Raw genomic sequence first — 25,523 nt, 5'->3', positions numbered from 1 at the left:
TCGTACGCGCGCCCGGCCCGGAGCTGCGAGCGGGGCTCGGGCTCGCGGCAGGGCCGGCGTCCGCACCCGCGCCCGTACTCGCACCCGTACTCGGACCGGCGGAGCCCTGGGGCGGCGCGTCGTCCCCGCCACCGGAACCGGACGGTCCGCACCCCGCCAGGACCACCGCACCCAGAAGTGCCGCCGCCACCGCCCGGAACGCGCGCACACCCACCTCCGCAGCACTCGGGTCCACCCCCGAGTATGGAGTCCGCACCCCCGATCCGACAGCTTCAGGAGGCCGCCATCAGACGCATCGCGCCATGGCGCCTGCTGCCGCCGCTGCTCGCCGCGGCACTCGGCCTGTGGGGCCTTGAGCGGGGCGGCAGCATGTGGCGCGACGAGTCCGTCACCTGGCAGGTGGCGCACCGCACGCCCGGCGCGATCCTGGACCTCCTCGCCCGCGTCGACGCCGTGCACGGCCTGTACTACGTCCTCATGCACGGCGTGTTCCAGGCCTGGGACGGCGGCCTGTGGGCGCTGCGGCTGCCCTCCGTCGCCGCCACCGCCCTCGCCGCCGCGGGCGTGGCCGCCGTCGCACACCGCCTCGTGGGGGAGCGGGCCGCACTCGTCTCCGGCTGCCTGTACGCCCTCCTGCCGCCCGTCCAGATGTACGCCCAGGAAGGCCGCTCGTACGCGCTCGTCGCTGCCGCCGTCGTGTGGGCGACCTACCTGATGCTCCGCGAGCGGTGGATCGCCTACACCGTCGTGCTGCTGATCGGCTGCTGGCTGCACGAGTTCGCCGCGCTGGCGCTGCTCGCCCACGCCTTCACCGCCCACCGCGCCCGCGGCTGGCGGTGGAGCGCCGCGGCCGTCGTCGCCCTGCTGCTGCCGCTCGCCGCGGTCAGCGTGCGCCAGGCCCACCAGCAGCTCGGCTGGCTGGGCCGGCCGAGCTGGCAGGACTGGGCCGCGTACGCCGTGGTGGCCGCCGCCTCCCTGCTCCTCGCCCGGGGCGCCCCGAAGGACCTCGTACGGGTGGCGCTGCCCCTCGTCCTGCTGCCGCCCGGACTGCTCATGGCGATATCGCTGATCAACCCCTGGTACGTCGACCGGTACGTGCTCTACGCGCTGGCCGGGCCCGCCCTGCTGGCCGGCGCACGGCTGGCCGCGGCCCGCGCGTGGTGGCCGTGGGTGCTGGCGGGAGCCCTCCTCGTGCCGTTCGGTATCTGGTCGGCGTGGCTGCGCACCCCGGAGAGCCGCAAGGACGACGTCCTCGCGGTGGCCGCCGCGGTCCGCGAGCGGGCCCGTCCGGGGGACACGGTGGTGTTCATGCCGTCCCGCAGGCGCGAGTGGCTGCTGTCCTCGCCGGACGTCCGCACGGGCCTGCGCGACGCCGCCCTCGCCTCCGACCCGGCCGCCTCGCACAGCCTCCAGGGCACCGAGCTGCCCCCGGAGCGGATCCGCGCGGCCCTGCTCGCCTCGCCGCGGGTGATCGCCCTGCAGGACCCGGCGGGGCAGCCGCTGGACCCGTTCCCGCGCGAGGCGGTCAAACGGGAGGTGCTGTCCGGGCGCTTCGACCTCTGCTCGGTCACCGGCGTACGGGGTGCCCGGATCGCCGTCTACGCCCGCCCGGGCGGCTGCGCCGACGCCCCGTAGGGCGTGCCGCGCCGATCGGGCCGGGCCCGCACCGCCACCCCTCGCCCGGCCCCCGCCAGCAGGGATCCCGGGCCGCCCCGGTGTCGGCTGTTCGGCGTCGTCCCGGGTCGGCGGGTCCGGCGTCGCCCCGGGGTCGGTTGTCCGGTGTCCTCCCCGGTTCTTCAGTCCGGCGCCTCTCCGGGTCGGTGTTCTGGCGTCGCCCGCGGCTCGGTTGTCGGGCGTCGCCCCGGTTCGGCGGGTCCGGCGTCGCCCCCGGGTGGGTGGTCCGGCCTCGCCCCGGGGGCGGCGGTCCCGGGCCCGGGTTTGCGGTCCGGCATCGTCCCGGTTCGGCGGGCCCGGCGTCGTCCCGGGTCGGTTGTCCGGCGTCGGCCCCGGGTTCGCAGTCCGGCGCCGCCGCGGGGGCGGCGGTCCCGGGCCGCCCCGGGTTTGCGGTCCGGCATCGTCCCGGTTCGGCGGTCCCGCGTCGCCCCGGGTCGGTTGTCCGGCGTCGCTCCCGGGTCGGCGGACCGGCCCCCCGCCGGGCACGGGCTGGGGTGTTCGGGGGACGCGCGCGGGCCCCGGTCCTGCGGTGGTTTCGCCCCGGGCGATCCCGTGGCGTCCGCCGTGCCGGTGCGCACCGCACTCCGCCGGGCCCCGCGCGGGTGGACGGCGCGGCCGGCGTCCACCGCGCGGGGGCGGTGCCCGGCCGGCCGGGTCGGGGCCGGAGGATGAGGAGACCGCGTCGTACAGCCGGCGATCCGTGCCGCCCCCACGGGCAGGCGCGGCACGCCGACCCCAGGAGGTGCCGTATGTCCACGCCCGCGTCCGACCACCCCGCATCCCGCGAACCCGGGCCCGCGAACCCCGGCCCGCTGGTCGGGGCCGACTGGCTCGCCGCCCGGCTGGGCGCCCCCGGACTGGTCGTCTTCGACGCCTCCGTCGGCGCCCACCGCGCCGCCGCCCGGCGCATCCCGGGCGCCCGCCCCTTCGACCTCGACGGAGCCCTCTCCGACCACACGGCCCCCGCCCCGCACACCATGCCCGGCCCCGCCGCCCTCACCGACGCGCTGCGGGCACTCGGCCTCCACGACAGCGACACCGTCGTCGTCTACGACGGCGCCGGCGTCTACTCCAGCGCCCGCGCCTGGTGGATGCTGCGCGCCATGGGCTTCGACCGAGCCGCCGTCCTCGACGGGGGACTGCCCGCATGGACGGCCGCCGGCCTGCCCGTCGAGGCCGCCGCCCCGGAGTACGGCGGACCGCCCGGCTCCTTCACCGCCCGGCCCCGCCCGGGGCTGCTGATCGACGCCCAGGCCGTCGCCGCGGCCCTGGCCGACCCGGCCGCGGCCGTCCTGGACGCCCGTACCCGCGAACGCTTCGAGGGCACCGCCCCCGAACCCCGTCCGGGCCTGCGCGGCGGCCACATGCCGGGCGCCGCCAGCCTCCCCTTCGGCGAACTCCAGGGCCCCGACGGCCTGATGCGGCCGGCCGGGGAACTCCGGGCGGCCCTCGCGGCGGCCGCGGGCGGCCGCGAACGCCTCCGCTTCAGCTGCGGCTCCGGCGTGACCGCCTGTGTACTGGCCCTCGGCGCCGACCTCGCCGGCTACCGGGACCTGGCCGTGTACGACGGCTCCTGGAGCGAATGGGGCCTGCCCTCGCCCCTGCGCCCGGTCGTCACCGGCCCGGGCGCGCAAAGGCATGCCCCGGTCTCGCCCGAAGACGGCGGAGCGCACCTCCGAGCGCTCTGACGCCCCGCCGGCGGGGGGCCGCAGCCGGCAGGAGGGGCCCCTCGCAGTCGGTGTCGTCGAAGCCCGTGGCCCACACGCCGGTGCGGTTCCTCGGCGAGTGACCGGGCTCGGGGACCTCCCGGCCGACACCCGGGAGGACCTCCGGCGCCGCCGGCCCGAATCCGCTCCGGCCCCCACCGCCCGGCGGTCTCCACCACCTTCGGCATCCGCCCGCGACACCGCCCTCCCCGCCGACGCCTCCGCCCGTCCGCCCCACGACGAAAGCCACCGCGGACGACACCCCGGCCGGCACCGCAGAGCCCTGTTCGCCCCCGGCGAACGGAGGTTGGGGAACATCGCAAGGCGCAGATGCATTGAGTCCGCATAGCTCAACTTCACTGCCGGAGGGAAGATCATGGCTTCGACGTCCGTAACGCTCACCCTGCCCGTGCTGCCGCTCGACGACGAGGTCGTGCTGCCCGGAATGGTCGTCCCGCTGGACCTGTCCGACGCCGAGGTGCGCGCCGCCGTGGAGGCCGCGCAGGCCGCCGCCGGAAAGGGCAGCGGGAAGCCCCGGGTGCTGCTCGTGCCGCGGATCGACGGCACGTACGCGGCGACCGGGGTGCTCGGAACCGTCGAGCAGGTCGGCCGGCTCTCCGGCGGCGACCCCGGCGCGCTCATCCGCGGCCTCGGCCGGGTCCGGATCGGCGCCGGCACCACCGGGCCCGGAGCGGCGCTCTGGGTCGAGGGCGAGACCGTGGACGAGTCGGTCCCCGATCCGCTGCCCGGCGCCGTCGCCGAACTGGTCAAGGAGTACAAGGCCCTCGCCACCAGCTGGCTCAAGAAGCGCGGCGCCTGGCAGGTCGTGGACCGCGTCCAGCAGATCGAAGGGGTCTCCGCGCTCGCGGACAACTCCGGATACTCGCCGTTCCTGACGGTCGGACAGAAGGTCGAACTGCTGGAGACGGCCGACCCCGTCGCCCGCCTCAGGCTCGCCGTCAAGGCACTCAGCGACCACCTCGCAGAACAGGACGTGGCCGAGTCCATCGCCAAGGACGTCCAGGACGGCGTCGACAAGCAGCAGCGCGAGTTCCTGCTGCGCCGCCAGCTGGAGGCCGTGCGCAAGGAACTGCGCGAGCTGAACGGCGAGAAGGACGGCGAGGAGTCCGATGACTACCGGGCCCGCGTCGAGGCGGCCGACCTCCCCGAGAAGGTCCGCGAGGCCGCGCTCAAGGAAGTCGACAAGCTGGAGCGGTCCAGCGACCAGAGCCCCGAGGGCTCCTGGATCCGCACCTGGCTGGACACCGTGCTCGAACTGCCCTGGAACGAGCGCACCGAGGACCGGTACGACATCCAGGGCGCCCGGGCCGTGCTCGACGCCGAACACGCCGGCCTGAGCGACGTGAAGGACCGCATCACCGAATACCTGGCCGTGCGCAAGCGCCGCAGCGAGCGCGGCATGGGCGTCATCGGGGGCCGGCGGGGCGGCGCCGTGCTGGCGCTCGTGGGCCCGCCCGGAGTCGGCAAGACCTCGCTCGGCGAGAGCGTGGCCCACGCGATGGGCCGCACGTTCGTCCGCGTCGCACTCGGCGGCGTACGGGACGAGGCGGAGGTGCGCGGCCACCGCAGGACCTACGTCGGCGCCCTGCCCGGCCGCATCGTGCGGGCCATCAAGGAAGCCGGGTCCATGAACCCCGTGGTCCTGCTCGACGAGATCGACAAGGTCGGCTCCGACTTCCGCGGCGACCCCGCGGCCGCCCTCCTGGAAGTCCTCGACCCGGCCCAGAACCACACCTTCCGGGACCACTACCTGGAGGTCGAGCTGGACCTGAGCGACGTCGTCTTCCTGGCCACCGCCAACGTCCTGGAGGCCATCCCGGAGGCCCTCGCCGACCGCATGGAGATCGTCCGCCTCGACGGCTACACCGAGGACGAGAAGGTCGTCATCGCCCGCGACCACCTGCTGCCCCGCCAGCTGGAGCGCGCCGGGCTCGCCGCCGACGAGGTGGTCCTGGAGGAGGACGCCCTGCGCAAGCTGGCCGGGGAGTACACCCGCGAGGCGGGCGTGCGCACCCTGGAGCGGGCGATCGCCCGCCTGCTGCGCAAGGTCGCCGCCCAGCACGAGCTGGGCGAGCGCGAGCTCCCCTTCCGCATCGGGGCGGGCGAGCTGCGGGGCCTGATCGGGCGCCCGCACCACGTGCCCGAGTCCGCCCAGGACCCGGCCGAACGCCGCACCGCGGTCCCCGGCGTGGCCACCGGCCTCGCGGTCACCGGCGCGGGAGGCGACGTGCTGTTCGTGGAGGCCTCGCTGGCCGACCCGGAGACGGGCGCCGCCGGACTGACCCTCACCGGCCAGCTCGGAGACGTCATGAAGGAGTCGGCGCAGATCGCGCTGAGCTTCCTGCGCTCGCACGGCGCCGAACTGGAGCTCCCCGTCGCCGACCTGAAGGACCGGGGCGTCCACATCCACTTCCCGGCCGGAGCGGTGCCCAAGGACGGCCCGAGCGCGGGCATCACCATGACCACCGCCCTCGCCTCCCTGCTCTCAGGACGGCAGGTGCGCACGGACGTCGCCATGACCGGCGAGGTCTCGCTGACCGGGCGGGTCCTGCCGATCGGCGGGGTCAAGCAGAAACTGCTCGCCGCCCACCGGGCGGGCCTGACCACCGTGATCATCCCGAAGCGCAACGAGGCCGACCTCGACGACGTCCCGGCGGAGGTGCTGGACGGGCTGGAGGTGCACCCGGTGACCGATGTCCGCCAAGTGCTGGAGCTCGCCCTGGACAGCGCGCAGGCGCCGGTCACCGCCGTCGCCTGACGGCGGGCCGCCGCCCCCCGGACTGCTTCCGGACGGCCCGGGGCCCCGCTGCGGCGGGGCCCCGGGCCCTCCGCGCACCCGCTGCGAAATACTGGCCCCCCACCCGGCGGGGTGCCGGACATCGACGAAGGAGCGGGACGTGCACGGGAGTGAAGACCAGGAGTTCCTTGCCCTGGAGCGGGAGCTGTCCGTCTTCCTCCGGCGGGCCCGCGCCTCCTCCGGCGAGATGGCCCGCGAGCTCCACCCCGAGCTGGAGCCCGCCGCGTACGGGCTCCTCGTACGCCTGGAGGCGGCCGGCCGGCAGCGGGCCACCGACCTCGCCGCCTACTTCGGCGTCGGCAAGGCCACCATGAGCCGGCAGCTGCGGGCCCTGGAGGTCCTGGGCCTGGTCGCCCGCGAGCAGGACCCCGCCGACGGAAGGGCCTTCCTCGTCGGGCTCACCGAGGAGGGCCGCGAACGCTTCCTGCGGGTACGCGGCGCCCGGCGCGAGCAGTACATGCGCAAGCTCGCCGGCTGGGACCGCGGCGAGGTGGCGGAACTGGCCCGACTGCTGCACCAGTTGAACGCCGGCGCGGAGTAGCCGGCGCCTCAGGGCCGCGCCCACGGCGTACTCAGAGCTCCGCGTAGGCCGCCGACGCGTCGTCGTGCCGCTTGTACCGGGCCGGCGGGCGGGCCGGGTCGGACTCGATGGCGCGGACCCGGCCGATCAGGCCCTGCGCGCCCTCCTTCCGCAGCACCGCCAGGCACTCGGCCCAGTCGCCCTCCCCGAACGTGTCCGTCCACCGGCTCGCCCCGTCCGTGAGCGCGGCCACCGCCCGCACCAGGCTCCGCGGGGTGCGCCCCGTGACCGCCCGGGCGGCCACCGCCGGGTCCGCCGCCGCCGTGAAGAAGCCGCCCTCGGCGTTGCGCAGGGCGTCCGTCGCGGCCACCGAGCGCAGCACCTCCCGCGGCAGCCGGTCCAGCCGGTCGTCGAGCACCGCGGTCACCTCGCCCCCGGACCCCTGGAGGAGGAGTACGGAGTCCGAGAGCACCAGGTGCTCCACGAACGCCTCGTCCCAGCGGACGACGACCACCGTCGCCTGCGGGGTGCGGACGTGAGAAAGGTCACACGTGTCACGGTGGGCCGCGGCCGTGGCCCGGACGGCCTCGGCCAGGATCCGGTCCAGCGGCATGTCCCGTCGCGATCCGGACAGTTCGGTCAATCGGCCGCCGAGGCGGGTCGTGAACCACGGCACTCCGTGCACGCACCCGTCGTCGCCCGCCGGCGGGGTGACCCCGTCGAGGGCCACCAGGACCCCGCCTCCCGAAGCGGGTGCCGAGGCCGACACCCAGTCCTCATTGGGGCGTTCCGGACTGCCGGGGGTCGTGGCGAGGTCGATGCGCATGCGGACATCCTGCCCGGGGAGCGGCGGAAAGGCGGGCTTGGTCCGTACCAGGAGGGGGAGATGGATGGCCCCTGCGTGCGCCGCGCCCGGGCCCCGCCCGGCAAGACCCCGGCACGGGACGGCCGGTGTGGGCGGGCATACTGCCAAAGGCCGCATCGATCTTTCAACCGCCTGTCCACGGAGCAGCTCTGGGGCCCGGTGTCCGAGTTGGTCGCCAACTCATCCGTGATGTTCACTCGTTCGAGTGGCCGGGTGGGCGATGTGCGGCTCTCTCCCCAACACGCTGCAAAGGTCTGAGGCGGTACGAGGGGGCAGGGGGCGTTTACTTGTTGACCGGCCGTTACCTCGGCCACACGAGTAGACGAGCAAAAGCACACGTACAGGATTGCGAGCACCGGTGCAGAAGAAGCGGTCTCGGAACAAGGGGCACCTCCCAGCGGTAGCTGGGGGAGGCACCGCCGCCGAAGGCCCGGCCCCCGCAGGACGCCGCGTCCGCGTGCGCAGCCGGCTGGTCGTCGGAGTCGCCGTCGCGGGACTCACCGTCCTCGCGGCCGGCACCCCCGCCGTCGTCACCGCCGCGAGGGAGCTGAACGACTCCCAGCGGCTGGTCACCCTCGCGGAGCAGACCGGCCAGATCCTCACCCTCACGCACGTCCTCGCCGACGAGCGCGACGCCGTCGTCGAGTACGCCGCCAAGGGCCGCCCCGCCGCCGCCAAGGGCGGCCTCCAGGAACGCACCCAGCGCACCGACCGGCAGATCGCCGAGGCCGCGGGGGTGGTCGACGAACCCCTCGCCCTGGCCCTCGCCCGCGTCGCGTCCGTCCGCACCGAAGCCGTCGACGGCAAGGGCACCGCCCTCGCCGCCCACCAGGCCTACACCGGCGTCATCACCGAACTCCTCGCCCCCGGCACCCGGCTCGCCGAGCTGACCCCGCCCCGCGCCGAGGCCGCCCTCGCCACCACCCGCCCCCTCGCACCCCTGGGCCAGGCCGTGGACCAGGCCTCGGCCACCCGCGGCCTGCTGCTCGGCGCCCTGGCCGTACCCCGCGGCGAACAAGCCCCGGGCTCGGCCACGGTCGACGAACTCACCACCGCCGCCCAGCGCTCGCGCGTACGGGAACAGGCCGCCCTCGACGACTTCACCCGGGTCGCCCGGCCCGACGTACGCCAGACCCTCACCGCCACCGTCACCGGCCCCGAGGTCAAGGCTGCCGACGACCACCTCAAGCGGCTCCTGGACCGGCCCACCCTGGCCGCGCCCGACCGCAAGACCGACGGAGCCGCCGTCGGCGCCGCGCTCACCTCGCGCATCGACCGCATGCGCACCGTCGAGGCCACCCTCGCCGGCGAACGGGCCTCCGCCCTCGCCTCCCTGCGCGACGACGACGTGACCCGGCTGGAGATCCTCGTCGCCCTGCTCGGCCTGCTGTTCCTCGTCGCCGTCGGCTTCGCCACCGCCGTCGCCCGCTCGCTGACCCGCCCGCTGTCGGTCCTGCGCCGCGGCGCCGAGCGGCTGGCGACGCCCGAGGGCTCGGTGGAACCGGTGCGGTTCACCGGCCGAAACGACGAGTTCGCCGAGGTCGTCCGGCACCTGAACGCCGTACGCGACCAGACGGTCTCCCTGCACACCCGGATCGCCGGGCTCGACGCCGACCGGCGCCGCATCATCGGCCGCAACGAGGCGCTCGCCTCCGGCCGCGAGGCGGTCGAGGAGGAGCTGACGAAGCTGCGCGCCGGGCTGGAGGAGCACCGCCGCATCATGTCGACGACCTCCGTCTCGCTGTCGCTGCGCACGCTGGGCCTGGTGGAACGCCAGCTCGCCGTCATCGAGGAGCTGGAGTCCAAGGAACAGGACCCGGACCGCCTCGCGACCCTCTTCAAGCTGGACCACCTGGCGACCGTGATGCGCCGCCACAACGAGAACCTCCTCGTCCTCGCCGGGCAGGAACACGGCCACGGGCAGGGCCTGCCGGTGGCGCTGGTCGACGTGATGCGGGCCGCCGTCAGCGAGATCGAGCGCTACGAGCGCGTCGACCTCGCGGCGCTGCCCTCCTACACGCAGGTCGCCGGACACGCCGCCGACGACATCTCGCACGTGCTGGCCGAACTGCTGGAGAACGCCACGACGTTCTCCCCGCCGGACGTCAAGGTGAAGGTGTCGGGCTGGACCCTCGACAACGGCGACGTGGTGCTCTCCGTCGTCGACGAGGGCATCGGCGTCACCGGGGACCGCCTGGAGGCGCTGAACGCCCGGCTGTCCACCCCCGAGGCCTACGACGAGGAACCCGAGGAGGAGCACGGCCTCGGCCTCGGCCTGTACGTGGCCGGGCGCCTCGCGGCACGGCACGGCGTCACCGCGGAGCTGCGCGGCGCACGCCACGGCGGGACCGAGGCCCTGGTGGTCGTCCCCGCGGCGCTGCTGCCCGCGACCCCGCCGGCCTCGCCCGTCCACACCCTGGCCACCCCGGGCGCACCCGCGCTGCACCTGCCGGGCGTGATAGCGGAGGCGAACGAGAACACCCTCCAGGCCCGTCGCCGCGGTGCGCACGCCGCGCCCGACCGGGCGGACGCGGAACCCACGGGCGCCGCCGACGCCGCCGAGGCCCCCGCCCCGGCCGAGCCGGTCACCCCGGTCACCCTGGCCGAGGCCCTGGCGCCCCCGGCCGACGCCGGCCTCCCGTCTCCCGACGAGGCACCCACCGAGACCCAGCCCGACCAGGCCATCACGCCCACGACCACCCCCCCGGCGGACCAGCTCTTCACGGCCGCCCAGGCGGAGGACGCGCCCCCGGCGGACCAGGTCTTCACGGCGGCCCGGGCCGCGGACGCGCCTCCGGCGGACCAGGTCTTCACAGCCGCACCGGCGGAGGACGCGTCTCCGGCGGACCAGCTCTACACGGCCGGCCCGGCCACGGACGCCCCTCCGGCGGACCAGGTCTTCACGGCGGCCCCGGCGGAGGACGTGCCTCCGGCGGACCAGGTCTTCACCGCCGAGCCTCCCGCAGGGGATCCCGGCGCGGACCCGGCCGACTTCACACTGCCGGATCCCGCCGAGGCCACCCCCGCCGAGCCCCCCGCAGGGGACCACGCACACGCACCCGCCGAGGCCGACTGGCTCCCCCGCCAGGGCAGCCACCCCGCCGACCCCGCCGACGGCGGCGGCCCCGTCACCGACAAGGGCCTGCCGAAGCGCACCCCGCGCACCGTCGCCGCCCCGCGCAGGGAGGACGTACGGCCCCAACCGCCCCGCCGGGTCGACGCCGAAGAACTGCGGCGCCGGCTCGGGGGCTTCTACCAGGGAGCCCAGGACGGCCGGCGCGTCGCCGCCGCCGAGCTCGCGCAGGACCTGCAGCAGAGCCTCGAACAGGACCGGGGGCAGGACCGGCGGCAGGACCAGGGGCAGGGACAGAGCAGTACCGACCAGGGGGACAGCGCACAGGAGGCACGCACATGACCGCGCCCAGTACGTACGGACTGAGCACCCAGGCCCGCAACCTGCAATGGCTGCTGACCGACCTGGTCGAGGAGGTACCCGGCGTCAACTCCGTCGCCGTCGTCTCCTCGGACGGGCTGCTGCTCCTGTCCTCCGACCCCGCAGCGGCCGGCGGCGCGGGTGAACCACAGGCGACGCCGAGGCCCAAGGGGCCACGGGGGGCGTCCGCCGACCTCGCCACCATCGTCTCCGGACTCGGCAGCCTCACCACCGGGGCGGCCGCCCTCATGGAGTTCGGCGCCGTCAAGCAGACCATGGTGGCGATGGACAACGGCTCGGTCTTCGTCATGGCCATCAGCGACGGCTCACTGCTGGGCGTGCACGCCACACCCGACTGCGACATGAGCGTCGTCGCCTACCACATGGCCCTGTTCGTCGGCCGCGCCGGACACGTCCTGACCCCCGAAGTCCGCAGCGAGCTGCGCCAGTCGATGGAGAACACCCCGTGAGGAGACCGGCCGCCGACCGACTCCCGATACGCGGAGCCGACCGCCGTCCCGCCCGCGTCCGCCCGTACTCCCTCACGGGCGGCCGGACACGCTTCACCCAGGTCCTGCACGTCGAGACCTTCGTCGCCGCCCTGGACACCAAGGCGTCCGAGCCGCAGAAGCCCGACCGCATGCCCGAGATGCCCGCCATCGTCGAGGTCTGCCGGCGCATGCGCACGATCGCCGAGATCGCCGCGCTGCTGAAGCTGCCGCTCGGTGTGGTCCGCGTCCTCGTCAGCGACCTCGCCGACCAGGGCAGGATCCGTGTGTACGGAACGGGCCACGGCTCCGGCCGTCCCGAACGCGCGCTGCTGGAAAGGGTGCTCGGTGGTCTTCGCCGTCTCTGACAGACCGGAGCTGGACGACGAACCGGTCCAGCCCTGGCAGTACGACCGCTCCCGCGCGCCCGTCGCCGTCAAGGTGCTGGTCGCGGGTGGCTTCGGGGTCGGCAAGACCACCTTCGTCTCCTCCGTCTCCGAGATCACCCCGCTGCGCACCGAAGCGGTGATGACCCAGGCCAGCGTCCCCACCGACGACCTGTCCGGCACCCCGGACAAGCACACCACCACCGTCGCCATGGACTTCGGCCGCGTCACCCTCGACGACGACCTCGTCCTCTACGTGTACGGCACCCCGGGCCAGGAACGGTTCTGGTTCATGTGGGACGACCTGGTCCGCGGGGCCATCGGCGGGCTCGTCATGGCCGACACCCGCCGCCTGCGCGACTGCTTCCCCGCCCTCGACTACTTCGAGAGCTCCGGGCTGCCGTACGCCGTCGCCGTCAACCACTTCGAGGGCTCGCAGTCCTACGAGCCCGAGGACGTGCGCGAGGCCCTCAGCGTCCCACCGCACATACCTGTGGTGATCATGGATGCGCGAGAGCGCCGGACGGTGATCGAATCCCTGCTGGCGCTGGTGGGCCACGCCCTCGACAGCACTCCCGAACAGAGGACTTGAGAGATGCGCAGGATACTTGTCGTCGGAGCCGGCCAGTCCGGTCTCCAGCTCGCCCTCGGACTCCAGTCCAAGGGCTACGAGGTCACCCTCATGTCCAACCGGACCGCGGACGAGATCCGCACCGGGCGGGTCATGTCCACCCAGTGCATGTTCGACACCGCGCTCCAGCACGAGCGCGACCTCGCAATCAACTTCTGGGAACAGCAGGCCCCGAAGATCGAGGGCCTCGGCGTCTCGGTCGCCGCACCCGACGGCAGCCGCCCCATCGACTGGCTCGGCCGGCTCAAGGGCTACGCGCAGTCCGTCGACCAGCGCGTGAAGATGTCCGGCTGGCTGGACGCCTTCACCCAGCGCGGCGGGCAGCTCGTCATCCACGGGGCGTCCGTCGCCGACCTCGACTACTTCTCCCGCACCTACGACCTGGTGCTGATCGCCGCCGGCAAGGGCGAGCTGGTGTCGATGTTCGGGCGGGACGCGGCGCGCTCCCCGTACGACGCCCCGCAGCGCGCGCTGGCCGTCTCCTACGTGCACGGGCTCGGCCCGCGCCCCGAGCACCCCGAGACGGACGCCGTCCGCTGCAACCTGGTCCCGGGCGTCGGCGAGCTGTTCGTGATGCCGACCCTGACGACGTCGGGCCGCGCGGACATCCTCTTCTGGGAGGGCATCCCCGGAGGTCCGCTGGACGTCTTCGGCGGCGTCAAGGACCCGGCGGAGCACCTGGCGCTCACGCTGGGGCTGATGGAGAAGTACACGCCGTGGGAGTACGCGCGGGCGACGAAGGTGGAGCTGACGGACGCGGGCGGCACCCTGGCCGGCCGGTACGCGCCGGTCGTCCGCAACCCGATCGGGCGCCTGCCGGGCGGCGGGCTCGTCCTGGGCGTGGCGGACGTCGTCGTCGCCAACGACCCGATCACGGGCCAGGGTTCGAACTCCGCCTCCAAGTGCGCGGCCTCGTACCTCTCCTCGATCCTCATGCACGGGGACAACCCGTTCGACGAGGCGTGGATGAAGGCGACCTTCGACAAGTACTGGTTCACCACGGGCAAGCCGGTGACCCGGTGGACGAACGCGATGCTGGGCGTTCCGCCGGAGCACGTGCTCAACCTGATCGGCGCGGCCGGGCAGCTCCAGCCGGTGGCGAATCGATTCGCCAACGGCTTCGACAACCCGGCCGACTTCGACGCGTACTTCTACGACCCCGAGGACGCGGCGGACTACCTGGCCGAGGTGGCCGCCGCCGCTTCCTCCGCGTCCTCCGCCTCCTCCTCCGCGTCCGACTCCTCGGCCGTGGGCGCCTCCTCGGCGGAGTAGCCCGCGTCGTCCCCCGCCGCCGCCCCCGACGCCTCGGGCAGCGGCGGCGGGGTGTACTCCGCCAGCGGGGTCCCGTCCGGGTCCGGCCGCACCGCCCCGAGCAGCGGGTTCGCGGCGATCGGCGACACCTTCACGACGGACCCCGGCCGCGGCGCCTGGATCACCTTGCCGTCGCCGACGTACAGCCCCACGTGGGTGGCCTTGGGGAAGTAGACCACCAGGTCCCCCGGCCGCAGCTGGTCCAGCGGCACCTTCGGGAGCTGCGCCCACTGCTCCTGACTGGTCCGCGGAATGCTGCGGCCGGCATGCGCCCAGGCCTGAGAGGTGAGGCCGGAGCAGTCGAAGGACCCGGGCCCCTCCGCGCCCCAGACGTACGGCTTCCCGATCTGCGCCGCCGCGTACGTGAGGGCCGCGCCGCCCGCGGCCGTGGGGGTGCCCGTGCGCGTGGGGAGGGCCCCGGACGTCACCAGGTCCCGCTGCGCCGCCGCCGTCTTCTCCGCCTCGCGCGCGCCCAGCCGGGTGAGCTGCTCCGGAGTCAGCGATGCCAGCAGCCGCTCGACCTGCTTGAGCTGCGAGGCGACCTGTTCCTTGTGCACCTTCTGCCGCGCGGCGAGGGTCTGCCGGGTGTCCAGGGCCTTGCGGGCCCGTACCGCGAGCGCGTCGGCCTCCTTCTCGCCGCGCGCGAGACGGTTCAGCGCCGCGGCCCGGCGGGCGCCCTCGCGGGCGGCGAGCCGACGCTGCTCCAGGGCCGCCTGCGGGTTCCCGGCCAGCAGCATCCGGGCGTAGGGGGACAGGCCCAGGCCGCCCTGGTACTGCTCGCGGGCGAGCCGCCCGGCGAGGGCCCGCTCGGAGTCGAGGGCCGTACGGGCCCTGCCGAGCTCGGCGGCGCGCGAGCGCTCCTCCCGCCGGCCCGCCTCCAGGGCGTCCTCCGTGGCCTTGTACGCCTCGGAGGCCTCCTCCGCCTTCTGGTAGAGCCCCTGCAGGCGGGTGAGCAGCGCGCCCACGTTCTCCCCTTCGGGCAGACCGGGCTCGGCGCCGGCGTCGTGGACCGGGCCGGCGACGAGGAGCGCTACGGCGATACAGGCAGCGCGAAGCCCCCGATATGACATGCGATCACCTCCGAGACCGCCGATGCTGCCACGCCCGGTATGACAAATCGCCCAATGGAGTCGGCCTGTCGAAGGGGGCCACCCGGTTGGCGGCGCCGGCGCCCCCCGGCGTGCCGACGCGGGACGGGGGAGGGAGGCGCGGCCGGGGGGAGGGGACGCGCGGCCGGGGCCGCGGGGTGTCGCGCGGCCGTCAGCCGTTCAGCAGGCGGGCCTTCGCCGTCGTGAACTCCTGAGGGGTCAGCATGCCCTCGCGGGCCAGGTCGGCCAGTTGGCGCAGTTCCGCGGCCAGGCCGGCGGGGACCGTCGGGCCCCGCTCCGGTCCGGTGTCCCAGTACAGCGCGTCGATCGGTTCGGGCTCCGGCTCGTGGTCGGGCTCGGGCTCGTAGTCGGGCTCGGCCTCCGGTTCCGGCTCCTCCAGCAGGTCCGGTCCCTGCTCCTCCATGAGATCCGACTCCGCCGCCCGCACCGCCCGGGCGAGCAGGCCCCCGCGCGGGGGCTCCTCCGGGCGCACCGCGCCCGCCGCCTCCGGGGCCACACCCGAGGCCCGTGCCAGCAGCCCCCGCAGCAGGGGGGATCCCGCCGGCCGGTTCGCGGCGCGGACCGTCACTCCCATCGGGCGGATGAACATCAGACCACCCCTGCCCGGGGGTCCACCGGGACCCGGTCCGGTGGGATGCGGACCGAGCCCACGATCCGGCCGCCAGCCGCCCGTACGGCGACCGCCGCGTCCTCGGCCCACACGTGCTCGACGACCAGCAGCAGCGCGCAGCTCCCGCGTTCCAGCAGGTCCGCCGCCTCCTGTACGTCCTCCGGTCCGATCAGCCGAGCCGCGTCCCGTCCCGTCAGCAGGCCGTGCAGTTCCACGAACTCGTCGAACTCGGCCGCGAGGACCTCACCCGACGCCGTCTTCGTGGCGACGAGACCGTCGATCAGCCGGACCACCCCCGTCTTGCGCAGCCCCATCACGGCCTCGACGGCCGGCACCCGCAGCTGCTCCTCCGGGAAGGCGAGGACGATGAATTCCACAGGTCCCATGCGCCTCGGCTCCTCACTTCCGCTACTTTCGACCGTTTGTGACGACTCTTCGGCACACTATGACATAAACGGACATACTATCCGTCTGCTTGCTACGTTTCGGGGTATGACCGCTCTGACGGCGAAGGTGGCGGAGCCCTCGCCCCCGCCCCCCGAAGCCGGCGCGCCCCCACGCAGGGGAGTGGAGCTGGCGCTCCTCGCGGGCGCCGTCCTGATCTCCGTACTCGGTCATCTCCACGTCGGCCTGGCCACCACCGGCCGCATCCCCGCCCCCGCCGACCGGTACGCCGTCGGCCTGGCCGCGGCCGCGCTGCTCGCGCACCTCGCCGTCCGGATCCGGGCCCCGTACGCCGACCCTCTCGTGCTCCCCATCGCCGTCCTGCTCAACGGGCTCGGCCTGGTCCTCATCCAACGCCTCGACGCGAGCACCCCCGGCCATCCGACCGCCGGGGACCAGCTCCTGTGGTCCGCCCTGGGCGTGGGCCTCTTCGTCCTCGTCGTCGTGCTGCTCCGCGACCACCGGGTGCTCCAGCGCTACGCGTACCTGTCCGTCGCCACCGCCCTGGTGCTGATGCTGGTGCCCGTCTTCTTCCCCGCGGTCAACGGCGCGCACATCTGGATCCGCTTCGCCGGACTCTCCTTCCAGCCGGGGGAGTTCGCCAAGATCCTGCTCGCCGTGTTCTTCGCCGCCTACCTCGCCGCGAACCGGACGGCCCTCGCCCTGACGGGGCGCCGGCTCTTCTGGAAGCTGCGCCTCCTGCCGGGCCGCGTGCTCGGCCCGATCCTCGCGATCTGGCTGCTCAGCGTCGGCCTGCTCGTGCTGGAGCGGGACCTCGGCACCTCGCTGCTGTTCTTCGGCCTCTTCGTCATCATGCTGTTCACCGCAACCGGGCGGATCGGCTGGATCGCGATCGGACTGCTGCTCGCCGCCCTCGGCGCGTACGCCGTCGCAACCTTGGAACCGCATGTGAACAGCCGCGTCGAGGATTGGCTGAATCCTTTCGCCTCCATCGAGCGCGGCGAGGGCCCCGGCCAGCTCGCCCAGTCCCTCTTCGCCTTCGGCGCCGGCGGGCTCCTCGGATCCGGCCTCGGCCGCGGCGAGTCCTTCCTCATCGGGTTCGCCGCCAAATCGGACTTCATCCTCGCCACCGCCGGCGAGGAGCTCGGGCTCGTCGGCATCACCGCGATCCTGCTCCTCTACGGGCTCCTCGTCGCGCGCGGGTTCCGCGCCGGCCTCGCCCTGCGCGACCCCTTCGGCCGACTGCTCGCCACCGGCCTCGCCTCGATCGTCGCGCTCCAGGTGTTCGTCATCGCGGGCGGCGTCACGGGGCTGATCCCCCTCACCGGCATGGCCATGCCCTTCCTGGCCCAGGGCGGCTCCTCCGTCGTCACCAACTGGATCATCGTCGCCCTGCTGGTCCGGCTCAGCGACAGCGCGCGCAGACCCCGCCCCGCGCAGGAGGCGGCCGAGTGATCCGCTACATCCGCTGGTGCGCGTACTTCTGCGCGCTGCTGCTCCTCGCCCTGCTGGTCAACATCGCCCGCGTACAGGTCTGGGAATCCGCGGCGTACGGGGCGAACCCGGCCAACAAGCGTGCCGCCATCGCACGGTACGCCGAGCCGCGCGGGGACATCCTCGTCGACGGACGCCCCGTCACGGGCTCCCGCGACAGCGGCCAGCTGCTGCGCCACGAGCGGACCTACGTGAACGGCCCGCTCTACGCGCCCGTCACCGGCTTCTCCTCCCAGACGTACGGGACCAGCTTCGTGGAGCGCGCCGAGGACGCCGTCCTGTCGGGCACGGACCCGGGGCTGTCGGCGTTCCCGCTCTGGTACGACCTGGCCCGCGGCCGCCCGGCCGGCGGCAACGCCGCCACCACCGTCCGCGCCGCCGTGCAGCGGGCCGCGTACGCCGGGCTCGGCGGCAAGCGCGGCGCGGTCGCCGCCCTCGAACCGGCCACCGGGAAGATCCTCGCGCTGGTCAGCAGCCCCTCATACGACCCGAACGTACTCTCGGGGACAGGTCCGCGGGTGGAGGCGGCCTGGACGGCGCTGAACGAGGACCCCGCCAGACCGATGCTCAACCGGGCGCTGCGCGAGACGTACCCGCCCGGCTCCACCTTCAAGATCGTGACGGCTGCGGCGGCCCTCGACGCGGGCGTGGTCACCGACGTGGACGCGCCGACCCGGACCCCGGACCCCTACCCGCTGCCCGGCACCAGCACCCTGCTGCCGAACGCGGCCACGGGCTGCGAGGACGCCTCCATGGCCGAGGCCGTGCAGTGGTCGTGCAACACGGTGATGGCGAAGATCGGCGTGCGGGTCGGGCTGCGCGGGATGGTGGACGCGGCGCGCCGGTTCGGCTTCAACACGGAGGGGCTGCGGGTGCCCTCGTGGGTGTCCCGGTCGAACTTCGACACCGACATGAGCCTGGACCAGCTGGCCCTCTCCTCGATCGGGCAGTTCAACACCCGCGCGACACCTCTGCAGATGGCGATGGTGGCCGCGGCCGTCGCCAACGGCGGTGAACTCGCCTCCCCGTACCTGGTGGAGCACACGACCCAGGACGACGGGTCCCCGGTCCGGCGCAGCGGCCGGCGCAGCCTCGGGCGGGCGATGAACCCGGCCACCGCGCTGCGCATGCAGGAGCTGATGGTGAAGGTGGTGGAGAACGGCACCGGAAAGAACGCGGCGATCCCGGGCGCGGTGGTCGGCGGCAAGACCGGCACCGCCCAGCACGGCGTCGGCAACGCGGGGACCCCGTACGCCTGGTTCATCTCGTGGGCCCGCGCGCAGGACGCGGCCCAGCCGGCGGTGGCGGTCGCGGTGGTGGTGGAGGACGCGTCGGCGAACCGGGGCGACATCAGCGGCAACGGCGCCGCGGCCCCGATCGCGCGGGCGGTGATGGAGGCCGCCCTGACCGCGCCCGGGGCGAGGCCGCGGGCTCCGTAGACCGACGGGCGGGGGACGGATCCGGCCCCCGCCCGGGGCTCAGTACGAGCAGCCGCTGGTCGCCAGGGTGCTCGGCGCCTGCGGGCTCAGGCCGTCGTAGAGGTCGCGGAGCATGGCCTGCGGGCAGTGCTTCACGCCGCCGATGCGGATCTCGAAGTGCAGGTGCGGGCCGGTGGACTGGCCGGTGTTGCCGGACTCGCCCAGGTACTGGCCGGGAGTGACGGTGGCCCCGGCCGCCACGCCCCGCTGGCTGAGGTGCCCGTATATGTAGGTCGCGCCGTCGGCGCCGTTGATCTGGATGCCGTTGCCGAAGCCGCCGTCCACATAGCTGACGGTTCCCCTGGTGACCGCGTAGACGGGCGTACCGGTCGGTACCTGGATGTCGATGGCCGCGTAGTCGTGGTGCGGGTCGTCGAGTTCGCTGCGCGGCACGGCCGCGTGCGGCAGGACGTAGGCGTAGTTCCCGCCGGAGCAGGTCGCGGTCCCGGGCTGCGCGGACAGGACGGTCTGGGTCCAGCCGGAGACGTCGACGGGGTCGTCGTTGTGGTAGACGATGTCGGTGCCGGAGCGGTCTGCCGGGTTCACATCCTGGTACCAGTACATGCCGCCGGCCCCGGTGACGCCGTAGTAGAGGCCGCCGCCGGGCGAGACGAGCCGTTCGAAGGCGGACCATCCGGAAGCCACCAGTTCGGCCCCCGACCAGCCGCCGCCGCTGTCGATCCGGTACTCCAGGAGGCGGCCGTCCGCGGTGTTGGCGATGAGCCGGTCGTCGCCGGAGGAGGACAGGGTCTTCAGGACGAAGCCGTTGCCGATCTCCTTGCGCTGGCCGATGTGCTGGGAGCCGGCCGGCTTGTCCTGGGAGACCAGGTACTGGATGAGCACGCCGCCGGCGGTGCCGTAGAGGTGGCCGTGGCCGTCGTAGGTCAGTTTGTCGTGGGTCCAGCCGGTGCCGATCTGCACCGGCGGGCCGACCAGGCCGAGCGAGAGGTTGTTCGTCTGGACGTCGACGCGGTAGAGCACGCCGGCGGTGTCGGTGACCAGGACCGTGTTGAAGTTCAGGGTGGCCATGGCCTTGGGGGTGAAGCCCAGGTCCGGTCCGATCAGCGTCTTGATCCGGTCGCCGTTCGACGGGTTGATCTGCGAGTACGTCAGCCGGCCGTCGGCGAGGGCGCCGTACAGCGAGACCGACCCCGTGCAGGCGGCCGTGGCGGCCGTGGCGGCCCGCGCGGGGGTGGCGGTGACGGACCCCAGGCCGAGCGTCATGATGCCGGCGAGCAGGGCGCCGAGCACGGGTCGGGACACAGCGGACTGCACAGTCGTCCTCCAACAGGTCTTGCGGTCCGGGAAGATGATCAGGCGCCGAAGCTATCCACTTCCCCCGCCGGGGGGAACGGATCTTCGCGCCACATCTCCGGAGGCGCATACCTGCCGGTCGGATCCGGCCTTGCCCGGCCCGGCCCGGCCTTGCCCGGCCCGGCTCCCGCGGTCACGGTCGCGGCGGGGGGCCTGCCGTCACGGTCGCGGCTGGGATCCGGTCACGGTCGCAGCCGGCCCGCGCCCTCGGCGATGGCCTCCTCCACCTCCGCCACCCGCGCCGCCTCCTCGGCCGCGAACCGCTCGCGGTCGAGCGCCTCGGCGATCTCCTCGTCCTGGCTCATCAGCAGGTCCAGGTTGGAGTCGCCCATGTGGAAGACGCCCAGGTCCACGTACGCCCTCTGGAGCCGCTCGCCCCACAGCCCGATGTCCTTCACGCACGGCACGATCCGGCTGAACAGCAGCTTGCGGAACAGGTGCAGGAACTCGGACTGCTCGCTGAGCCGCACCGCCTCCTGCGCCGGGACGCCGAAGTTCTGCAGCACCTCCACCCCGAGCAGCCGGTCCCGCATCAGGTAGCAGCCCTCGATCACGAACTCCTCGCGCTCGCGCAGCTCGGCGTCCGTCAGCTGCCGGTAGTAGTCGCGCAGCGCCATCCGCCCGAACGCCACGTGCCGGGCCTCGTCCTGCATCACGTACGCCAGGAGCTGCTTGGGCAGCGGCTTGGCGGTCGTGTCCCGGATCAGGCCGAAGGAGGCCAGCGCCAGCCCCTCGATGAGCACCTGCATGCCCAGGTACGGCATGTCCCAGCGGGAGTCGCGCAGGGTGTCGCCGAGCAGCCCCTGGAGGCTGTCGTTGACCGGGTACAGCATCCCGACCTTCTCGTGCAGGAAGCGCCCGAAGATCTCGGCGTGCCGGGCCTCGTCCATGGTCTGCGTGGCCGAGTAGAACTTCGCGTCGAGGTCAGGAACGGACTCGACGATGCGTGCCGCGCACACCATCGCGCCCTGCTCGCCGTGGAGGAACTGGCTGAAGTTCCAAGCGGTGTAGTGCCGGCGCAGGTCGCCCCTGTCCTTCTCGGTGAGCTTGGCCCAGTGCCGCGTCCCGTACAGCGGCAGGGCCTCGTCGGGGGTCCCCAGCGGATCGTACGGGTCCACCTCGATGTCCCAGTCGATGCGCTTGGCGCCGTCCCACTGCTTGTCCTTGCCCTTCTGGTACAGGGCGAGGAGCCGCTCGCGGCCGTCGTCGTACTCCCAGCTGAAGCGCGCGGAGCCGCTGGCAGGGACCTGCCAGACGGCCTCGCCCGGGTCTCCCGTGTAGAGCTCGTGCGTCGACACTGACGCCCCCTCGTCTCGCGTACTGCCGTGCAGGACCGGACGGTTGGCAGCGTCACACGTTGGTAGACGCGGGGTCAACAAGTCGTGCGCGGGGGATTGACGACCTTGCTGACAGGCAGTCTCATAAGCTGTGTCCGCCGGTAACTCGACGACGAGGTGTCCGAAGCCATGACGACCGTGACCGAACGAGCCGCGCTCAGGGACGCCCTCGGCCTCCTCAAGGACCGGGAGCAGATAGCCGAGCGCCTGCTGGAATCCTCCGCCAAGCACTCCTTCGACCCCGACAAGGAACTCGACTGGGACGCCCCCATGGTCGAGGGCAAGTACTACTGGCCGCCCGAGCTGCTCTCCCTCTACGACACCCCGCTCTGGAAGAAGATGGGCGAGGAGCAGCGCATCGACCTCTCCCGCCACGAGGCGGCCGCGCTCGGCTCGCTCGGCATCTGGTTCGAGATCATCCTCATGCAGCTGATGGTCCGCCACATCTACGACAAGTCGCTGACCAGCAAGCACGTGCGGTACGCGCTCACCGAGATCGCCGACGAGTGCCGGCACTCGATGATGTTCGCCCGCATGATCCAGAAGAGCGGCAGCCCCGCCTACCCGGTCTCCCGCCTCAACCACAATCTCGCCCGGATCCTGAAGACCGTCTCCACCACCCCCGGTTCCTTCGCCTGCACCCTCCTCGGCGAGGAGATCCTCGACTGGATGCAGCGCCTGACCTTCCCGGACGAGCGGATCCAGCCGCTGGTCCGCGGCGTCACCCGGATCCACGTCATCGAGGAGGCCCGGCACGTCCGGTACGCCCGGGAGGAACTGCGCCGCCAGATGCTGACGGCCCCGCGCTGGGAGCAGGAGCTCACCCGGATCAGCTGCGGCGAGGCCGCACGCGTCTTCTCCCTCGCGTTCGTGAACCCGGCCGTGTACGACAACGTCGGGCTGGACCGCCGCGAAGCGGTCGCCCAGGTCCGCGCCAGCGGCCACCGCCGCGAGGTCATGCAGACCGGTGCCAAGCGGCTCACCGACTTCCTCGACGACATCGGCGTACTGCGCGGCGTCGGCCGCAGGCTGTGGCAGAGCTCGGGGCTCCTGGCGTAGAGGAACGAGGGAGGAGAAAGCCGCGCCGCAAACCGGGGCCGGGCCCCGGCGGAGGGGTCCGGACGGGCGATCGGACGAACCGGCGGACGGGCGGGCGGTCTGTTCGTTGAAGGGATGGGCCGGAGGGATCGGTCGGAGGGATGGGCCGGGACTTCTCGGACGCAGGCCGCGGCCGGCCGCTCGCGGGCTACCCTGCGGTCATGACCGTACGCGCGTACCGCAGGCTGAGTGTCGAGGAGCGGCGGGCCCAACTCCTCGACGCCGCCCTCTCGCTGTTCGCGCACCGGGCCCCGGAGGAGGTCTCGCTCGACGACGTCGCGGAGGCCGCCGGGGTCTCGCGCCCGCTCGTCTACCGCTACTTCCCCGGCGGCAAGCAGCAGCTCTACGAGGCGGCCCTGCGCTCGGCGGCCGACCTCCTCGAACTCTGCTTCGCCGAACCCCAGCAGGGCCCCCTGACCCGGCGGCTGTCCCGGGCCCTCGACCGCTACCTCGCGTTCGTCGACGAACACGACACCGGCTTCGCGGCCCTCCTCCAGGGCGGCAGCGTCGTGGAGACCTCCCGCACCACAGCAACCGTCGACGGGATCCGCCGGGCCGCGGCCGAGCAGATCCTCCTCCACCTGGGTGTCCCGGCGCCCGGACCCCGGCTGCGCATGATGGTCCGCACCTGGATCACGGCGGTCGAGGCCGCCTCCCTCATATGGATCGACGAGGGCAAGCAGCCCGAGGTCGACACCCTCCGCGACTGGCTGCTCGACCAGTTCATCGCCCTGCTGACGGCCACCGCCGCCACGGATCCGGAGACCGCGGCCGCCGCCCGGGCCGCCCTGGCCATGGAGTCGGCCGACGGCCCGGTGGGGGACCTGGCCCGGCGCGTGATGCCGGTGGTCTCCGAGGCCGCCCACCTGCTGTGACACTGGTGGGGTGAGAAGCGAACCGACCCCGTTCGAGGGCGGCCCGATGGACGGCCGGGTCCTCCCGATCCTGACCGGCCCGACCGGACACCCGCCGAAGTGGTACGAGATCCCCGTCCCGACGCCGGACGGCCCGCCGACGGTGCTGCTGTACGAACGGGTCCCGTCGGGCTACTCGAAGCGGCTGGGCCTGCAGAAGGGCTGGAAGTACGCGTTCCGCCCCTCGGGCACCAAGCCGCGACCCCGCTGGCCCTGGACCAAGACCCCCCGCCCCCAGGCCTGACACCCCCGGGGGCCACGGGCACCGCGGGCCGTAGGCCCAACCCCCTTCCCGGCCCGACCCGGCCGGTCCCGCTTCCCGCCCCAGCCCGACCCGGTCCCGCATCGGGCCTGGCCCGAGCCCTTTCCGTCCTGGCCGGGTCCCGCGTCGGGCCCGGCCGGTCCCGCTTCCGGCCGGGTCCCACGCCGGGCCTGGCCAGAGCTCCCCTCCCCCCGGCCGGTTCCCGCTTCCGGCTCGGCCCTGGCCCGCGCCGACACTGCGCCTGGTCCGCTGCCCGGCGCGTGGGGCCGCGCCTGCCAGCTCCGGCTCGGGTCCGGCGCCCCGGCCCCGGCCTTGGCCCGGCCCCGGCCTCGGGCCCCGGCCCTGGCCTGGGCCTGCGGCCCCGGTGGGCTGGGGGTGGGACGCGGCCCGGGTGGCCCTGGGGTGTGGCCCTGGCCTGCGGCCCCGGCACCGAGCCGACGCCGACGCCCCCGGGGGCGGGCACCGCGGGCCGCAGGACTAAGCCTCCTTCCGGCCCGGCCCGGCCCTGGCCTGCGCCCACGCCGGGCACGGTCCGCTGCCCGGCGCGTGCGGCCGCGTCTGTCGGTCCCCGGCTCGGTCCGGCGCCCCGGTGTCGGCCTGCGGCCCAGGTTCATTTCGGCTCGGATTCGGCGCCAGCCCGGCCCCCGGCCCTGGCTGGCCCTGGTGGGCTGGGCGTGGAACGCGGCCCCGGCCTGCGACCCCGGCACCGAGCCGACGCCCCGGGGGGACAGGCACCGCGGGCCGGAGGCCTGAGTCACCTTCCGGCCCGGCCCGAACCCCCTTCCGGCCCTGGCCCGAGCCCACGCCGGGCCCGAACCGCTGCCCGGCATGTGCGGCCGCGTCTGCCGGCCTCCGGCTCGGTCCGGCGCCCCGGTGTCGGCCTGCGGCCCAGGTTCATTCCGGCTCGGATTCGGCGCCAGCCCGGCTTTGGCCTTGGCCCGGCCCCGGCTCTAGCCTTTTGGCCTGGCCTAGATGAGTAAGTCCGAAGTGCTCGGGTCAGTGGTCGTAGGCGATCAGTGAGCGGGTGGTTGGTGTTCCCGTCTGCCGGTTGTGCCAGATGGCCGCGGTCAGGGTGAGGATGCGTTGTCCGACGCGGGCCAGGACTCCTGCTGGGGTTCTGGCTCCGTGGCGTTCGAGGTCGAGCTGGCCTTTGAGGGTGTCGTTGACCGACTCGATCAGCTGCCGGATGGGCTTGAGCAGGTGCTCGCCGGGCCGTGGCTTGCGGTTGCGGTAGCTGGGCCGTAGCAGGGTCAGGCCATGCTCGGCCATAAAGGCGTCCAGGTGCTTGGAGACGTAGCCCTTGTCGCCGACGATCGTCTGCCCGGGATGGGTGGCCAGCAGGTCCTGGTCGCCGGAGAGCATGTCGGCCAGGACTTCGCGCTCGTCGAGTTTGGGGTTGGCCAGGGCCCAGGCGATCGGCAGGCCGCCGGGTGTGCAGAGCAGGTGCAGGCGCAGGCCCCAGAAGAACCGTGAGTGTGAAGGGCAGTAGCCGTCTAGACGTGCGGCCCCAGTGGGCTGGGGGCGGGACGCGGCCCCGGGGTGTGGCCCCGGCCTGCAGTCGGGGCGGGGGCCTGAGTGGACTGTGGCCGTAACCGGAGCCGGTCTGTTGCGCGGTCTCCGATTCGTCCCCGGCTCGTGGTCTCCGGTTTGGGTTCGGGTTCCGGTCCTGG

Annotated in this window: 20 protein-coding genes and 1 pseudogene; 14 read left to right on the top strand and 7 right to left on the bottom strand. The window is 73.9% G+C overall.

Going from position 1 to position 25,523, the window contains the following annotated elements; translation table 11 throughout:
• Positions 1–243: 243 nt before the first annotated feature.
• The 4 genes from AVW11_RS00960 to AVW11_RS00945 all read left to right on the top strand — a co-directional run bounded on the left by AVW11_RS00960 (position 244) and on the right by AVW11_RS00945 (position 6,739).
• The gene (locus AVW11_RS00960) at positions 244–1,635 is read left to right on the top strand and encodes a glycosyltransferase family 39 protein (RefSeq protein ID WP_076042902.1); all 1,392 of its coding nucleotides are present in this window, start codon (positions 244–246) and stop codon (positions 1,633–1,635) included.
• Positions 1,636–2,423: 788 nt separating this feature from the next.
• Positions 2,424–3,362 (top strand): sulfurtransferase, encoded by a 939-nt coding sequence (locus tag AVW11_RS00955; RefSeq protein WP_076042901.1) that lies wholly within the window; start codon positions 2,424–2,426, stop codon positions 3,360–3,362.
• A gap of 394 nt (positions 3,363–3,756) precedes the next feature.
• Positions 3,757–6,159 carry an endopeptidase La gene (lon, locus tag AVW11_RS00950; RefSeq protein ID WP_076042900.1) on the top strand — a complete coding sequence of 801 codons (2,403 nt, stop codon included), beginning with the start codon at positions 3,757–3,759 and terminating at the stop codon, positions 6,157–6,159.
• A 139-nt stretch (positions 6,160–6,298) separates the two neighbouring features.
• The gene (locus AVW11_RS00945; protein WP_030658953.1) at positions 6,299–6,739 is read left to right on the top strand and encodes a MarR family winged helix-turn-helix transcriptional regulator; all 441 of its coding nucleotides are present in this window, start codon (positions 6,299–6,301) and stop codon (positions 6,737–6,739) included.
• A 31-nt stretch (positions 6,740–6,770) separates the two neighbouring features.
• Here AVW11_RS00945 and AVW11_RS00940 read toward each other — a convergent pair whose 3' ends face one another.
• Complete coding sequence (locus AVW11_RS00940; protein ID WP_030854060.1) at positions 6,771–7,544, bottom strand: protein phosphatase 2C domain-containing protein; 774 nt, start codon at positions 7,542–7,544, stop codon at positions 6,771–6,773.
• Between the two features lie 496 nt (positions 7,545–8,040).
• On the opposite strand from AVW11_RS00940, the gene AVW11_RS00935 reads away from it, so the two are divergent.
• From AVW11_RS00935 to AVW11_RS00915, 5 genes are read left to right on the top strand one after another with little or no spacing between them, the layout of a single operon-like run.
• Positions 8,041–10,998 (top strand): sensor histidine kinase, encoded by a 2,958-nt coding sequence (locus AVW11_RS00935; protein ID WP_276209036.1) that lies wholly within the window; start codon positions 8,041–8,043, stop codon positions 10,996–10,998.
• Positions 10,995–11,486: a roadblock/LC7 domain-containing protein gene (locus tag AVW11_RS00930; protein ID WP_030854054.1), complete on the top strand. Its 492-nt coding sequence runs from the start codon at positions 10,995–10,997 to the stop codon at positions 11,484–11,486. The genes AVW11_RS00935 and AVW11_RS00930 overlap by 4 nt, the downstream gene beginning before the upstream one ends.
• A complete protein-coding gene (locus AVW11_RS00925) occupies positions 11,483–11,872 on the top strand; it encodes a DUF742 domain-containing protein (RefSeq protein ID WP_030854051.1) in 390 nt (129 codons plus the stop codon). Before AVW11_RS00930 ends, AVW11_RS00925 begins: the two co-directional genes overlap by 4 nt.
• Positions 11,853–12,482: a GTP-binding protein gene (locus AVW11_RS00920; RefSeq protein ID WP_060176771.1), complete on the top strand. Its 630-nt coding sequence runs from the start codon at positions 11,853–11,855 to the stop codon at positions 12,480–12,482. The genes AVW11_RS00925 and AVW11_RS00920 overlap by 20 nt, the downstream gene beginning before the upstream one ends.
• A 3-nt stretch (positions 12,483–12,485) precedes the next feature.
• Complete coding sequence (locus AVW11_RS00915) at positions 12,486–13,793, top strand: styrene monooxygenase/indole monooxygenase family protein (RefSeq protein WP_030854046.1); 1,308 nt, start codon at positions 12,486–12,488, stop codon at positions 13,791–13,793.
• Here AVW11_RS00915 and AVW11_RS00910 read toward each other — a convergent pair.
• From AVW11_RS00910 to AVW11_RS00900, 3 genes are all read right to left on the bottom strand, one after another.
• Positions 13,697–14,902, bottom strand: a complete 1,206-nt coding sequence (locus tag AVW11_RS00910; protein WP_076042898.1) for a C40 family peptidase — start codon at positions 14,900–14,902, stop codon at positions 13,697–13,699. The genes AVW11_RS00915 and AVW11_RS00910 overlap by 97 nt on opposite strands.
• 190 nt (positions 14,903–15,092) lie before the next feature.
• On the bottom strand, positions 15,093–15,530 hold the full coding sequence (locus tag AVW11_RS00905) for an SHOCT domain-containing protein (RefSeq protein WP_076042897.1): 438 nt from the start codon (positions 15,528–15,530) through the stop codon (positions 15,093–15,095).
• On the bottom strand, positions 15,530–15,937 hold the full coding sequence (locus tag AVW11_RS00900; RefSeq protein ID WP_037834336.1) for a DUF6325 family protein: 408 nt from the start codon (positions 15,935–15,937) through the stop codon (positions 15,530–15,532). Before AVW11_RS00900 ends, AVW11_RS00905 begins: the two co-directional genes overlap by 1 nt.
• Before the next feature lie 106 nt (positions 15,938–16,043).
• Here AVW11_RS00900 and AVW11_RS00895 point away from each other — a divergent pair, with 106 nt between their 5' ends.
• Positions 16,044–17,411, top strand: a complete 1,368-nt coding sequence (locus AVW11_RS00895; RefSeq protein WP_030854036.1) for an FtsW/RodA/SpoVE family cell cycle protein — start codon at positions 16,044–16,046, stop codon at positions 17,409–17,411.
• Complete coding sequence (locus AVW11_RS00890) at positions 17,408–18,889, top strand: penicillin-binding transpeptidase domain-containing protein (RefSeq protein WP_076042896.1); 1,482 nt, start codon at positions 17,408–17,410, stop codon at positions 18,887–18,889. The genes AVW11_RS00895 and AVW11_RS00890 overlap by 4 nt, the downstream gene beginning before the upstream one ends.
• Before the next feature lie 39 nt (positions 18,890–18,928).
• On the opposite strand, the gene AVW11_RS36280 is transcribed toward AVW11_RS00890, so the two are convergent.
• Complete coding sequence (locus AVW11_RS36280) at positions 18,929–20,152, bottom strand: M23 family metallopeptidase (protein WP_234331141.1); 1,224 nt, start codon at positions 20,150–20,152, stop codon at positions 18,929–18,931.
• A gap of 272 nt (positions 20,153–20,424) precedes the next feature.
• Positions 20,425–21,540, bottom strand: a complete 1,116-nt coding sequence (locus tag AVW11_RS00880; RefSeq protein WP_076042895.1) for a ferritin-like domain-containing protein — start codon at positions 21,538–21,540, stop codon at positions 20,425–20,427.
• Positions 21,541–21,708: 168 nt separating this feature from the next.
• Between AVW11_RS00880 and AVW11_RS00875 the strand changes: the two genes are divergently transcribed.
• The 3 genes from AVW11_RS00875 to AVW11_RS00865 all read left to right on the top strand — a co-directional run bounded on the left by AVW11_RS00875 (position 21,709) and on the right by AVW11_RS00865 (position 23,835).
• On the top strand, positions 21,709–22,638 hold the full coding sequence (locus tag AVW11_RS00875; protein ID WP_030854025.1) for an AurF N-oxygenase family protein: 930 nt from the start codon (positions 21,709–21,711) through the stop codon (positions 22,636–22,638).
• 200 nt (positions 22,639–22,838) lie between these two features.
• Positions 22,839–23,552, top strand: a complete 714-nt coding sequence (locus AVW11_RS00870; protein WP_030854022.1) for a TetR/AcrR family transcriptional regulator — start codon at positions 22,839–22,841, stop codon at positions 23,550–23,552.
• A gap of 10 nt (positions 23,553–23,562) precedes the next feature.
• Complete coding sequence (locus tag AVW11_RS00865) at positions 23,563–23,835, top strand: hypothetical protein (RefSeq protein WP_030854019.1); 273 nt, start codon at positions 23,563–23,565, stop codon at positions 23,833–23,835.
• Between the two features lie 1,014 nt (positions 23,836–24,849).
• Here the strand turns inward: AVW11_RS00865 and AVW11_RS00860 are convergent.
• Positions 24,850–25,344 (bottom strand): annotated as a pseudogene (locus tag AVW11_RS00860) (transposase); the annotation flags it as partial.
• Positions 25,345–25,523: the final 179 nt, after the last annotated feature.

It is taken from the genome of Streptomyces amritsarensis (genome assembly GCF_001953875.1).
Classification (GTDB): Bacteria; Actinomycetota; Actinomycetes; order Streptomycetales; family Streptomycetaceae; genus Streptomyces; species Streptomyces amritsarensis.
This window is presented reverse-complemented; position numbering and strand designations above follow the sequence as displayed.